Consider the following 13,022-nt stretch of genomic DNA (forward strand, 5'->3'; position numbering starts at 1 on the left):
CAGGAGTTGCCGATGCATAGCATCAAACGTGCAGTGTTAGTGGTGTTTGCTCTGATCGTCATTTTCGGGATCGTGATTTTTATCCTCGAAAACCAGCAGCCCACCGCATTGATATTTTTGGGCTGGCGCTCCCCCGAACTGCCGGAATCGTTGTTTCTCATAGCTGCTTTATTGGTTGGCATGGCGATTGGACCTGTCATGGGTTTTGTGGCCTACAGGCGCAAAGCAGCCAGGCTCAAGCGTAAGTTGCTGGCCGAGTCTTAAGATAGGCGGCCTTTCTTGGGTTTATTTGAAAGGCCTCCTCTGTCCATACGAGAGCGCAGCCAGATTGCGATGCGTGTTCTAGATAAATCAAAGTACGCTATCAAAATTTACTTGTGATTCAGGATAATTCCCACAAGTTGAAAGCTTGGATTTTTTACCGTGATGGCATAAAGCTGGCAATTTGCTTTGCCCGTTATTTAGTGCTTTTTCGGGTGTGTATTGATGTAACGTCTAATGGCTGGAATCAACAGGTGCCTGTGTAAGTAGATTTCTGTGCTTCTTTATAAGACATGCCCGCTTACCAAGCAGTAACGCTCATGTTCACGCCGAAATATATTGCGATTACGGTGCTGTAGTTCTGATTGTATTTGGCCATGTGTCGCGGTTGGGGTCGCACAGGGTGATAGCTCTGAGATAGTGCGGAAAAACCTTGCAAAGTAATCGGCGCCAATTTGACGAATGATGGGGTGCTGTCCTGTCCAGAGTTATGGGCTAATAGCTTCCTCACGGAGCTGTAGCGAGAGTTGGCGGTGTCTTATCCCCGCATCATTCACCATGGCGCCGTGAGCGGCGTCACTGGTTCATGCCATCAATTACAGATGAATGCCCATAGCAGCCTTTTAATCGATTGTGGACTGTTTCAGGGCAGTGAGCTGACGGCTAAAGGCACCATTGGCGCCCTGCATCCTGAAATCAACTTTTCGCTTGGCGGCATTAAAGCTCTGCTCGTCACTCATTCCCATGCGGATCATGTTGGCCGTATTCCCTATTTGCTTGCTGCTGGCTTTAAAGGGCCGATCTTATGCAGTGAGCCGACTGCAAAGTTATTGCCGTTGGTGCTGGAGGATGCATTCAAGCTTGAGTTAAGCCGCGAGAAGAAACATATCGAACTCTACTTGCAGCGTTTAAAGCGGCAGCTGATTGCGCTACCGTTTGATCATTGGTTTCGTATTGAGCAAACCGAAACGCTGCATGCACGCGTCCGCTTGCAAAGGGCAGGGCACATACTGGGTAGCGCATATGTGGAGTGCGATCTTGACTACCCGCAAAAGGGCTTGAACCGCCGAATCGTTTTCTCGGGGGATCTGGGCGCTCCACATACGCCCTTGTTGCCAGCCCCTGTTTCTCCTGAGCGTGCCGATGTACTGATCCTTGAAAGCACCTATGGTGATCGTGTGCATGAAGATCGCACGACCCGTCAGGCACGGCTTGAGCACGCCATTGATAAAGCACTGGCGGATCACGGCACGCTGCTGATTCCAGCCTTCAGCATTGGTAGAACCCAGGAATTGCTCTACGAAATCGAAGACATTCTTCATCGCAAGGCGCTTGCGGGTCCTCCACCTGGTCTGTCCGTCAAGGATCAGGTGTTGCCGGTTAACTGGCCGCAGTTGCCGATTATCCTGGACTCTCCCTTGGCCGGCAGACTCACCGGTGTCTATCGTGAACTGGATGACTACTGGGATGCTCCAGCGCAAAGTCGCCTTCAAGGTGGGCGCAAGCCACTGCACTTCAAGCAGATGATCACCATAGACAGTCATGTGCAACACATGCAAACGGTACGTTATCTCGCCAGTACAGGCCGTCCTGCGATTGTAATTGCTGCCGGTGGGATGTGCGCCAGTGGTCGCATAGTCAACTACCTCAAGGCCCTGCTGGGTGACCGAAGGCATAATGTGCTTTTTACCGGTTATCAGGCCCGAGGAACGCCGGGCGCGGCAATACAAAAGTACGGTCCGCAAGGCGGTTTTGTTGAAATGGAGGGGGAGCGCTGTATCATTCGCGCTGGCGTTAGCACTTTGGGCGGTTATTCGGCCCATGCTGATCAACAGGACTTGCTCAACTTCGTTTCGGGTATGGCGCACTGGCCTGAACAAATATGTTTGGTGCATGGCGATATAGAGGCGAAACGAGTATTAGCGAAAAAGCTACTGGGGCTGTATCAAGCACACAATAGATCTGTCGAGGTACTAATACCTGCGGACTAATAGCCCCGCTGCGACTCTATATAGCAGCTACGATCGAACCCAATTGCTGCCATTGGCGCATGCGTAGCGCGATGGCAAAACACGGACGAACCTATAAATGAACTACCCATGCACATAACAAGCGGCTCAGACACCCAGGAACCAGGCGCATCGAAGTCCGGTGACTGGTACTTGGTGCAATGCAAGCCAAGACAGGACGAGCGTGCAGAGGAAAACCTCCTGCGCCAGGGTTATGAGTGCGCACGGCCAGCGTGTCGACGCGAGCGACTGCTGCGCGGCCAGATGCAGCATGTACAGGAATCCCTGTTTCCGGGCTATCTGTTTATACACATGCCACAAGGTGCCAATTGGGCTCCTTTGCGCTCAACTCGTGGCGTAGCAAGGGTTGTGGCCTTTGGGGGGCGTCCACTGGCAGTCAGTCATGAACTGGTAGCGCAACTCCAGGCTCGTGCTGACACCCACATCGTCACTGCGTTTAAGCCCGGCGAAAAAGTCACCATCCTTGATCAAGGCTTCGCAGGTATTGAGTCCATTTTCATGACCATGGACGGCGAAGAAAGAGTCATTCTGCTTATCAATTTAATGAATCGCCAGCAAGAGATCAGTTTGCCTTTGGCGAGTATCACCAATCGTTAAGTAAAACTCTGGTCACGGCCAGAGCGACAAAAGCAAACCGCGTTCTCAGGAAATTGACGATGAATCCTGGGGCGGTAGCGTGTCTGATTAAAATAGAATTCAGCCATCACCGGCCGACGTTGTGGGTGATGCACCCCAATAGTTAAGGAAGTGCTTGAAACATGACCCCCTTCAAACGTAAAGGCATCATCCTCGCTGGCGGTTCGGGAACACGCTTGCATCCCCTCACGCTGGGCGTATCCAAGCAGATGCTGCCAATCTACGACAAGCCCATGATCTTCTACCCGCTGTCAGTATTGATGCTGGCGGGGATGCGCGAAATTTTGATTATCTCAACGCCAGAAGACTTGCCTTGCTTCAAAAAACTGCTGGGTGACGGCAGCCAGTACGGCATTGAGTTGAGCTACGCTGAACAGCCTAGCCCCGATGGACTGGCGCAAGCCTTTATCATTGGCGAAGAGTTCATTGGCAAAGACCCGGTCTGCCTGATCCTTGGCGACAACATCTTTTATGGTCAACACTTCTCGGACAACTTGCGCTCAGCCATGTCTCAAGAGAAAGGTGCCACTGTTTTTGGTTATCACGTCTCAGACCCTGAGCGTTTTGGTGTGGTTGAGTTCGATGGCAGTGGGCGCGCGTTGAGTATTGAAGAAAAACCCGCAAAGCCAAAATCCAACTATGCAGTGACCGGTTTGTATTTCTATGACAATCAGGTGGTTGAAATTGCAAAAAATATCAAGCCATCCGATCGAGGAGAACTTGAAATCACCGATGTCAATCGAGCCTATCTTGAGCAAAAGACTCTAACTGTTGAAATGTTGGGCCGCGGTTTTGCCTGGCTGGACACAGGCACCCATGAGTCCTTGCTGGAAGCCAGTCATTTTGTGCATACCATCGAGCAGCGCCAAGGCTTGAAAGTGGCTTGCCTGGAAGAAATAGCTTTTAACAGCGGCTGGATTTCACCTGAGATCTTGGGAGAGCAGGCTGAAAAGTTGAAGAAAACAGGGTATGGGCAATACCTTGCCAAGCTGTTGTCGACTGAGCGAGTCGGACCATGAAATTTACTGAAGCTCAACTTCCAGGTGTCGTGATCATTGAGCCGGACGTTTATGAAGATGAACGTGGCTGGTTCATGGAAAGCTTTAATCAAAAGCGATTTGAGGAGGGATTACAGAGCCTTGGACAGCCCATTCCGAAGCCCTTTGTACAAGATAACCAGTCGTGTTCAAAAAAAGGGGTACTCCGGGGGTTGCACTATCAACTGGAGCCTTTCGCGCAAGGCAAGCTTGTCAGTGTGAGTCAGGGTGCAGCTTTTGATGTTGCGGTGGATCTCAGAACTGGCTCTCCTACATTTGGCAAATGGTTGGGTATTGAGTTAAACGCTACAAATAAAAAAATGTTGTGGATTCCTGCGGGGTTTGCGCATGGATTTCTTGCGTTGGAAGATAAAACGTACTTTAGTTATAAAACTACTGATTTCTACAATAAAGATTCGGAGCGTAGTTTGTTTTGGAATGACCCAGTAATTGGGGTTGAGTGGCCAAGTTCAGATAAATATTATATCAGCACTAAAGATCTGGAGGCGCCACGGTTGTCAGTGGGTTTTGTTGAGTAGGCTTTTGGTGTTGTTTGGATATAAAAAGTAGATAGTTGTGTTGTGTTAAGTATGCAATATTTTGGTTATTGTTAAAGGGTTGGTTGCAAGGTGCTGGAAGTGCCCTCAAGCCTGTCAAGGTATTTGAAGTGTTCATTATTATTGTTGTGGAGTAAAAATGTCATATTTGACAGATGCTGAGCTTCAGGGGGTAGGCTTTAAAAAGCTTGGTAGGGGAGTGAAAATTAGCGATAAAGCTAGCATATATGATGCAGAGAAAATTGAGGTAGGAGATTATTCACGCATTGATGACTTTTGCATTATTTCGGGCCGCGTGGTGATTGGTAGATATAATCATATTACCCCCATGTGTCTGGTCGCAGGAGGTCTTCCAGGTATTGTTTTCGGAGATTTTTGCACCTTGGCTTATGGTGTAAAAGTGTTTGCGCAGTCTGATGACTATACAGGCGAAACGTTGACTAATTCTTTGGTACCCAAAAAGTTCAAGAATGAATATTTCTCCGCAGTCAATCTTGAACGTCATGTGATTGTGGGTGCGAATTCCGTTATCTTTCCTGGTGTGACAGTTGCCGAGGGATGTTCGATTGGTGCGATGGCATTGGTTACTGTAAGTACTGAGCCGTGGGGGATATACGTTGGTGTCCCGGCAAAGCGTATCAAAGACCGGAAAAAAGATCTTTTAGTATTAGAGGCCGAATTTTTAAATGAGCAAATGTCATGATTCCTTTTAATAAGCCACCTTATACAGGTAATGAAGATCAATATGTTCTGGCAGCCATGCGCAGCCATAAAATGTCAGGAGATGGGGAGTTTACACTTAAGTGTCAAGCATGGTTCGAAAGTAAACTGTCGTGTGCAAAAGCTCTTCTAACCCCTTCCTGTACACAGGCTTTAGAAATGGCAGCAATTCTTCTAGATGTGAAAGAGGGCGATGAAGTAATAATGCCTAGTTTTACATTTGTAAGTACTGCCAATGCTTTTGTGTTGCGAGGAGCTAAAGTTGTTTTTGTCGATGTTCGCCCTGATACGATGAACATGAATGAGGAACTTGTTGAAGCTGCAATAACGGATAAAACTGTAGCTATTGTCGTGGTACATTATGCGGGTATTTCCTGCGAGATGGATAAAATAATGGACGTTGCGCAGCGGAAAAATATCTTTGTGATTGAGGATGCTGCCCAAGGCATGCAGTCTTTTTATAAAGGAAAGCCGCTGGGTTCTATAGGGCACATGGCAGCTTATAGTTTTCATGAAACCAAGAATTATACCAGCGGGGGTGAAGGCGGGCTTTTGATTATAAATGATTCGCAATTTGTCAGTCGCGCAGAAATAGTAAGGGAGAAGGGGACTAATAGAAGTCAGTTCTTCAGAGGCATGATTGATAAGTATACGTGGGTCGATATTGGTAGCAGCTATCTGCCAAGTGAACTCCAAGCAGCATATTTATACGGCCAACTCGAGCGAGTGGACGAGATTAATGTCGCTAGAAACAAAATTTGGGACACCTATTTTGAAAGTTTGAAGGATCTTGCTCCAGAGTATATTGAACTGCCATTTATTCCGGAGTCCTGCACCGGAAATGCTCATATGTTTTATCTGAAGTTGCCTGATATAAAAATACGTACTGCCGTGCTTGAATACTTGAGTTCTGTAAAAATAGGTGCGGTCTTTCATTATATTCCCTTGCACTCTTCGCCGGCGGGTAAAAGCTTAGGTCGTTTTAATGGAGTAGACACATTCACGACGAGGGATAGCGAAAGGTTGATTAGACTTCCTATCTGGTTTGGCATGACAATAGAAGAAGTACAGCGCGTTGTTGGCTGTGTTCGCACTGCAATACGTGAAACCTACTGTAAGAAGGATTGAATGTGTGGCCAGTTTTAGCGGGCGTAATATTTTTTATGGCGCCGTACTTACAACGGCTGCGCAGTTATCAAAAATAGGGGGAGGTTTTTTACTTTTAAAGTTGATTGCGGTGTATTTAGGTCCAGAAGGTCTGGGTCAGATTGGTAATTTTATGAGTGTGGTTACAATTCTTTCCTTGATTGCGGGAGGAGGCGTTGTAAATGGTGTGATAAAATATGTAGCTGCACTAAAAAATGAAAGAAAAAAGCTGCTGATATTTGTATCTTCGGTCAAGGTTTATTCCTTTGTTTTTAGTTTTTTTATTGCGGTGGCGGGTTGTCTTTTATCTGAAAAAATAGCGTTCTATATATTCGGTGATTCTTCAAAATATTGGTTGATCATTGTTTTGGCTTTGGCCCAGATGGGGTTTGGATTTACAAATCTGGTGACAGGTGTCGCAAATGGTTTGATGGACACCAGAAGCTATGCACTTATCCAAGTAAGCGGAAACTTGCTAGTGCTTCCAATTGCCTGGGTGTTGGTGTCAAAGTTACATTTTGCGGGAGCGGCGCTGTCAATTGTATTGTTTTATTTTTCGTACACATTGCCAGCCTATTATTTTTATAGAAAGTCCGTATTTTTTAACAGGACACTGCTCTTCAGTTCCTTGCGTGCGAATGTAAGTCGCCTGTCTATATATACAATAATGGCTTGTGTTGGGGCTGTCAGTGTGCCGCTGGTTGAAATTATAGTTAGGGCGCAGTTGATAAGTAATGCTGGTTTGGACGCTGCGGGTATTTGGCAGGGTTCTATCAAGTTATCCAGCGCTTACATGGGTTTTTTCACTGTTTTCTTAGCTGTCTACTTCATGCCGCTTATTGTAAAGCTGGATGGAAAAAAAGAAATATCCTCTACGGTTATTAGATTTATAGCAATTGTTATGACGGTCTTCTTGGTTGGAGCGTCAGCGCTTTATTTATGTAGGGTAACATTTATTCCTTTACTGCTATCGAGTAACTTTTCCGCGCTGGAGGAATTGATCAAATATCAATTGGTAGGGGATTTTTTCAGGGTTTCTTCTTATGTAATAGGGTTTGTTGTTATCGCAAGATCTTCCTTGAAGGTATATCTGTTTTCTGAGGTGGTTCAAGGATTGCTGTTCATGAGCTTGAGTAGCTTGTTCTTGAGTCAAGGCATGTCTTTGAAAGGGGTCTTCATGGCTCACATCATAATGAATGTGATTTATTTTGTTATGTCCATGGTAGGCTTTTTTGTGTATTTAAATTATCGTGTAGGGAGTGGGAAGTGCAATTAGTTAGTGTTGTGGTCTCTTGTTATAATCAGAAAGATTACATTGTCGAATGTTTGGATAGTATTTTGTCTCAAGAAGTTGATTTTCTCTATGAGTTAATTATATCTGATGATTGCTCCACTGACGGCACGCAGAAAGCGTTGCAAGACTATCGTTATATTAATGACTCTAAAGTCAATCTTTTATTGAGGACTGAAAACGTAGGGGCTGCGGCAAATTATCATGGGCTCCATAAGATGGCCAAAGGAGATATCGTTTTTCACTTCGATGGTGATGATGTAATGTTGCCTGGTAAATTGCAGAAACAGTTTGATGTTTTTGTGGGCTATCCTGACGTCAATATAGTAATGCATAAAGCTATTTATTTTTCCGATGATGGACAATACTACTCGGAAACACAGTTTCCAGATAAACCTGTTAATGAATTATTTTTCTTTGGTCTTTCTGAATTGGCGCGATGGGGGACTATTGCTGTGCATGGCTCATATGCATATCGACGATCCTCTCGTAAAGCTATGATCGATCGTGAGTTCATGGAATGGTTTTTTGCTATGGACTCATTGATAGGAGGTGGTAGAGGCGTATTTTTGAACAAGGCATATGTTAAATACAGGTGCAATGCTAATGGGGCATCATATCTTTCAAGCCGAAATGGGAAAATCAAAGCGTATAACTTATATTTTTCTGATGTTTGTGAGTATTTTGATGATGATAAAAGCTTGCGAAAGGACTTGTATGCCAATTTTTTAGTGACAGCACTTGCAATGTGTAAGTCTGTGCGCACTTTACCGTGGAGTGTAGCCTGTTTTCTTTTCAAAAACGTTAAATACTTTAGGCCGAAAATCTTTATCGAGACTTTTAAAGTTAGAGTAAAGGTCGGTCCCAAGGAAAGCATAAGGTAATAATATTGAAAAGTGTTAGTGTCGAGGTCGACCTAGGGGCGTCTGATACACGTGCTAAAGGCAGCGCCACTCTAGTAGCAGTTTTTGTATTGCTCGTCGTAATAGGTTTTCCGCGCATCTATGCGACTGAAGTACCGATGGCGATACTGCTTGTACCATTCTACTTGATGGGGTTCTTGCGATTTCAAGCGAAGAATTTATTTTTTTCCTTGGTTTTTGTAACGCTGTTCAGTTGTTGGTTGCTAGGTGGAGTAGTTGCATTTTTAATGGGGGACGGGACAACAAAGGATCTTGCTTTCCATTTTATTGTTTCTGCTAAAATTTTGCTTAATGTTTTTTTTGGCTATGTGGTGTATGTGGTCGTAAGGGAGCAAAGTGCTGCATTGCTTCTATGGTTGTTGGTCCAGCTTTTAATTATCTGCGCTTCAATGCTGAGTGCTGATATTTACAGTTTTTTACTTGGCTTTATCTCGCCACGATCAGCGGATGTGTTCCAGCATATTTTTGGACTCAGAGCTATAGGGTTTGGGCTGTTTCATGTTGGTGGCGCGCTGACGCTTGTCACTGCCACTTTTTATTATTTACTGATTGTGCAGAATTCGTTTTCTAGAATGTTACTGCTCTTGCTGATATTGCCCATATCAATGGCTGTGGCCAGAAGCGCCATTATTCCGTATTTGGTGTTGGGTGTGTTAAAGCAAGGGGTGAAGTCAAAAATATATCTTGCTATTTCGATGTTGGTTATGTGTGTGTTGAGTGTGCTTGTCAACAGTGGACCACTCTATGAAGCAACTGAGATTTTTCGAAATTTTTTAAGTCGTGGCAGTTTTCATAGTGCCAGCGTCGACGCATTGGCAAGTATGTATGTGCTTCCTGATAGTCTGAAAGTCTATGTGCTGGGTGTGGGGCAGTATTTTGACTCTGGCGTATCCGGATTAAGGTATTATATGGGGACCGATGTAGGATACTTGCGGTTGCTGTATTATTCTGGTGTGGGATCTGTTTTTGTTTTTATGGCTCTTAATATATTTGGGCTTGTAGGGCTCATGATTTCTCATCGCTATCCCGGTAGCTATAATATAAGAGCCTTTGCCTTGGCGCTCGTCTGTATTTTTCTAGTGGTTAATTTTAAAGGTTTGCAAGTGATGCCGATTTTTGGGTTTGTGTTCTATTTTTATGCTTCCGCTCAAAAATCCAATACATGTCTTCAGGGAGATTGAGGGTGCAGATCGATAAGCTTAAAATTGCTCGAGTTTCAACTGTTCCGTTTTTTGTTTTGACTCAGTTGAAAGCGCAAATCGAAGCGCTGAGTTCGTCTGGTATGGCTGTGACTGTAATAACCAGCCTTGATGAGATGAGTGATAAATTAGCGTTGGATAAAAGTTTCACGTACCGCCCTGTTAATATTGAACGCGCCATCAACTTATCAAAAGACTTTTTCAGCTTGCTGGCGTTGAGTCGTGTTTTTAAAAAATGCAAATTTGATATTGTCCATTCAACAACGCCCAAGGCCGGACTGCTTAGTGCAATAGCCGGTTGTGTTGCAAGGACACCTGTCAGGCTACACACATTTACGGGCCAGCCCTGGGTGACAACAACCGGGGTTAAACGCTCCATCTTGAAGTTCTGCGACAAAGTTATTGCCCGCTTGAACACGCATTGTTATGCAGACAGTGCGAGTCAGAGAGAGTTTTTGGTGTCCAGTGGGATTATCAAGGCTGAGAAGATATCCGTTATCGGTGCAGGTTCATTGGCGGGGATTGACCTTGAGCGATTCGATCCACAGCGATACAGCGCGGATGAGTTACAGACACTGCGGGCTGATTTGAATATTCCAGAGACTGGAAAAATATTGTTATTTGTCGGGCGAATTACACCTGATAAAGGTGTCCACGAACTGATCTCGGCGTTCAGTGCCATCGTCAAGGAGAATCATGAGGTTTTTCTGGTTCTGGTCGGTCCCTTTGAGTCTGTAGGGGAAAGTATTGTCAATCAGGTCAATGATGCTCAAGTGCGTGACAGGATAAAAACAGTGGGTTTCTCCAGCGAGCCGGAGAAGTATATGGCACTTGCGGACTTGCTTTGCCTGCCCAGCTATCGCGAAGGATTCGGCACTGTAGTTATTGAAGCCGCGGCAATGGGAACCCCTGCGATAGGTACCGATATTTATGGGTTGTCCGATGCGATTGTGAATGGTGAAACGGGGGTTTTAGTACCCGTGAAAGATTCTGCCGCGCTTAAAGCAGGAATTCTTGCAGTGTTGAGCGACGCCCAACGGCTTTCTGCAATGGGTGCTGCTGCTCGAGATCGTGCAATTCGCGATTTTGGATCGAACATCTGTTCTGAATTGCTGATCAAAGAATACAAGAGGTTTTTTAATTGACTATCGAAACAAGTCCTGAGGCTCTGCGTGTCCTGATTACCGGAGCTACGGGTTTTGTAGGCTCTGCATTGGTCAAGGCCCTGGATAATGATGTGCGCTATGTCCCGCTTTCAGTGGTGCGGTCAAAAGCACAGGGCTGTGAGTCCAGTGCAGGGACTTTTTATATTTCGGATTTATCCTCTACAACCGACTGGCGTGATGGTTTAAAGGATTGTGCTGTGGTCGTCCACACTGCCGCACGAGTTCATGTCATGAACGAGGTTGCTTCGGATGCGTTGGCCGAATTCCGAAAGGTTAATGTTGCCGGCACTCTTCGCCTTGCGCGTCAGGCCGCTGAAGCCGGGGTCCGGCGTTTCGTATTTATCAGCTCTGTAAAAGTGAATGGTGAGAGCACTGACGGCGGCCGCCCTTTCACCGCGGAAGATTTGCCTGCTCCCTCTGACCCGTACGGTGTTTCCAAACAAGAGGCAGAAGAAGCCCTGCGAGTTGTTTCAGCTGAAACGGGGATGGAAGTCGTCATAATACGCCCGACGTTGGTATACGGACCCGGTGTGAAGGCAAATTTTCGAAGCATGATGGGCTGGATCAAGAAAGGTGTTCCCCTGCCTTTTGGAGCTATTCATAACAAGCGCAGTCTGGTAGCCATCGATAATCTTGTCAGTTTGATCACTGTTTGTTTGAGCCACCCCAAAGCGGCCGGTGAAGTTTTTCTGGCCAGCGACGGTGTTGATCTATCGACCACGGAACTGCTAAGGAAAACGGCTGCAGCGCTAGGTGTGAAAAGCCGTTTGATCCCCGTTCCTGCTCGATTATTGATTGCCTGTGCGATTATTACCGGGCGTCGCTCATTGTCACAAAGGCTGTGTGGTTCATTACAAGTTGACCCTCAAAAGACTCAGTCAGTTCTCGGTTGGTCTCCTCCAGTCTCAGTAGACGATGCTTTGAATAGAACCGCCGAAGAATTCCTGGGATGTCACTCATGTTGAGTTTGTATTGGTTTTTACCATTAGTTTTGCTGGGGGCTCTGATCGGCACTGCGGGATTGCGACGGTATGCTCTGTCCAATAGTTTGATTGATATTCCCAATGCTCGAAGCTCCCATGTACTTCCCACCCCAAGGGGGGGAGGCGTTGCCATTGTTTTTTCATACCTGTTTGGCGTGCTCGTCTTGGCCTTGATGGGGTTTGTTGAATGGCGCGTAACCTGGGGTATTGTTGTTCCGGGTGCACTGGTGGCAGTAGTTGGCTTTCTCGATGATCATGGTCATATTCCCGCACGCTGGCGGTTATTAGGGCATTTTACTGCTGCGATAATCGCCATGAGCCTCCTCAATGGGTTACCGGCGATTCATTTCTTCGGTATGGCTGTCGATTTCGGCTGGGCGGGTTACTTGCTGGGCAGCGTGTATCTGGTCTGGTTGTTGAACTTGTATAATTTCATGGACGGGATCGACGGGCTTGCCAGTATGCAGGCAATTTTTGTTTGCCTTGGTGGTGCGCTTCTTTACGCTCTTTGCGGGTACACCAGTTTTGTATGGGGACCTGTCACTCTGGCCTTCGCAGTTGCTGGTTTCCTGTATTGGAACTTCCCGCCAGCCCGTATTTTTATGGGAGACGCAGGCAGTGGCTTTCTGGGCATCACTCTGGGTTTTCTGTCGTTACAAGCCGCGTGGGTCAGCCCTGAATTGCTCTGGGGCTGGTTGATTTTGTTGGGTGTGTTCATTGTCGACGCAACCTGTACCTTGCTTGTCCGATTGTTCAAAGGTGACAGGGTTTACGAGGCTCATCGCAGCCATGCATACCAGTTTGCGTCACGTCAATACCGTAGCCATTCAGTTGTCAGTTGGGCAGTGACGGGTATAAATGTGGTTTGGCTGTTACCGATTGCTGTCGTGGTGGCTTTGGGGAAAATCGATGGCTTTACCGGTTTATTGGTAGCCTATGTACCGCTGATTCTCTTGGCGTTGCGTTTCAAGGCCGGTCAACGCGAGAGTTAATCAGCGCGTTCTCACTCCATTTTTATGTTGCTATGGAGATAAATGCGTTCTTTAAGGTTTTTGGTATGCAACGCTTAAGTT

13 protein-coding genes are annotated in these 13,022 nt (G+C 46.3%); all 13 read left to right on the forward strand.

Annotated features, from left to right (window positions below; genetic code table 11):
- Positions 1-12 precede the first annotated feature (12 nt).
- The 13 genes from N7D90_RS08110 (at position 13) to N7D90_RS08170 (ending at position 12,941) form a co-directional block, all read left to right on the forward strand.
- Positions 13-264: a LapA family protein gene (locus N7D90_RS08110; protein ID WP_261741672.1), complete on the forward strand. Its 252-nt coding sequence runs from the start codon at positions 13-15 to the stop codon at positions 262-264.
- Positions 265-794: 530 nt separating this feature from the next.
- The gene (locus tag N7D90_RS08115) at positions 795-2,252 is read left to right on the forward strand and encodes an MBL fold metallo-hydrolase (RefSeq protein ID WP_261741673.1); all 1,458 of its coding nucleotides are present in this window, start codon (positions 795-797) and stop codon (positions 2,250-2,252) included.
- Between the two features lie 108 nt (positions 2,253-2,360).
- Positions 2,361-2,888: a transcription/translation regulatory transformer protein RfaH gene (gene rfaH / locus N7D90_RS08120; protein ID WP_261741674.1), complete on the forward strand. Its 528-nt coding sequence runs from the start codon at positions 2,361-2,363 to the stop codon at positions 2,886-2,888.
- A gap of 161 nt (positions 2,889-3,049) precedes the next feature.
- Positions 3,050-3,946: a glucose-1-phosphate thymidylyltransferase RfbA gene (gene rfbA / locus N7D90_RS08125; protein ID WP_261741675.1), complete on the forward strand. Its 897-nt coding sequence runs from the start codon at positions 3,050-3,052 to the stop codon at positions 3,944-3,946.
- Entirely contained in the window at positions 3,943-4,503 is a 561-nt protein-coding gene (gene rfbC, locus N7D90_RS08130) for a dTDP-4-dehydrorhamnose 3,5-epimerase (RefSeq protein WP_261741676.1), read from the forward strand. Before rfbA ends, rfbC begins: the two co-directional genes overlap by 4 nt.
- Positions 4,504-4,660: 157 nt before the next feature.
- Positions 4,661-5,224, forward strand: coding sequence for an acyltransferase (locus tag N7D90_RS08135; RefSeq protein WP_261741677.1), 564 nt, complete (start codon positions 4,661-4,663; stop codon positions 5,222-5,224).
- On the forward strand, positions 5,221-6,369 hold the full coding sequence (gene rffA / locus N7D90_RS08140; protein WP_261741678.1) for a dTDP-4-amino-4,6-dideoxygalactose transaminase: 1,149 nt from the start codon (positions 5,221-5,223) through the stop codon (positions 6,367-6,369). The genes N7D90_RS08135 and rffA overlap by 4 nt, the downstream gene beginning before the upstream one ends.
- Positions 6,370-6,373: 4 nt before the next feature.
- The gene (locus N7D90_RS08145; protein ID WP_261741679.1) at positions 6,374-7,663 is read left to right on the forward strand and encodes an O-antigen translocase; all 1,290 of its coding nucleotides are present in this window, start codon (positions 6,374-6,376) and stop codon (positions 7,661-7,663) included.
- Entirely contained in the window at positions 7,654-8,562 is a 909-nt protein-coding gene (locus tag N7D90_RS08150) for a glycosyltransferase (protein WP_261741680.1), read from the forward strand. Before N7D90_RS08145 ends, N7D90_RS08150 begins: the two co-directional genes overlap by 10 nt.
- A 5-nt stretch (positions 8,563-8,567) precedes the next feature.
- Complete coding sequence (locus tag N7D90_RS08155; RefSeq protein WP_261741681.1) at positions 8,568-9,782, forward strand: hypothetical protein; 1,215 nt, start codon at positions 8,568-8,570, stop codon at positions 9,780-9,782.
- Between the two features lie 2 nt (positions 9,783-9,784).
- Positions 9,785-10,945 (forward strand): glycosyltransferase family 4 protein, encoded by a 1,161-nt coding sequence (locus N7D90_RS08160; RefSeq protein WP_261741682.1) that lies wholly within the window; start codon positions 9,785-9,787, stop codon positions 10,943-10,945.
- On the forward strand, positions 10,942-11,931 hold the full coding sequence (locus N7D90_RS08165; RefSeq protein ID WP_261741683.1) for a UDP-glucose 4-epimerase family protein: 990 nt from the start codon (positions 10,942-10,944) through the stop codon (positions 11,929-11,931). Before N7D90_RS08160 ends, N7D90_RS08165 begins: the two co-directional genes overlap by 4 nt.
- The gene (locus N7D90_RS08170; RefSeq protein WP_261741684.1) at positions 11,925-12,941 is read left to right on the forward strand and encodes an MraY family glycosyltransferase; all 1,017 of its coding nucleotides are present in this window, start codon (positions 11,925-11,927) and stop codon (positions 12,939-12,941) included. The genes N7D90_RS08165 and N7D90_RS08170 overlap by 7 nt, the downstream gene beginning before the upstream one ends.
- Positions 12,942-13,022: the final 81 nt, after the last annotated feature.

This window comes from Pseudomonas fragi (assembly GCF_025426255.1).
GTDB classification, from domain to species: Bacteria; Pseudomonadota; Gammaproteobacteria; order Pseudomonadales; family Pseudomonadaceae; genus Aquipseudomonas; species Aquipseudomonas kulmbachensis.

Coding starts and splice junctions, on each gene's coding strand:
- N7D90_RS08110 (WP_261741672.1), top strand. CDS start 13: ATGCATAGCATCAAACGTGCAGTGTTAGTGGTGTTTGCTCTGATCGTC.
- rfaH (WP_261741674.1), top strand. CDS start 2,361: ATGCACATAACAAGCGGCTCAGACACCCAGGAACCAGGCGCATCGAAG.
- rfbA (WP_261741675.1), top strand. CDS start 3,050: ATGACCCCCTTCAAACGTAAAGGCATCATCCTCGCTGGCGGTTCGGGA.
- N7D90_RS08135 (WP_261741677.1), top strand. CDS start 4,661: ATGTCATATTTGACAGATGCTGAGCTTCAGGGGGTAGGCTTTAAAAAG.
- N7D90_RS08170 (WP_261741684.1), top strand. CDS start 11,925: ATGTTGAGTTTGTATTGGTTTTTACCATTAGTTTTGCTGGGGGCTCTG.
- rffA (WP_261741678.1), top strand. CDS start 5,221: ATGATTCCTTTTAATAAGCCACCTTATACAGGTAATGAAGATCAATAT.
- rfbC (WP_261741676.1), top strand. CDS start 3,943: ATGAAATTTACTGAAGCTCAACTTCCAGGTGTCGTGATCATTGAGCCG.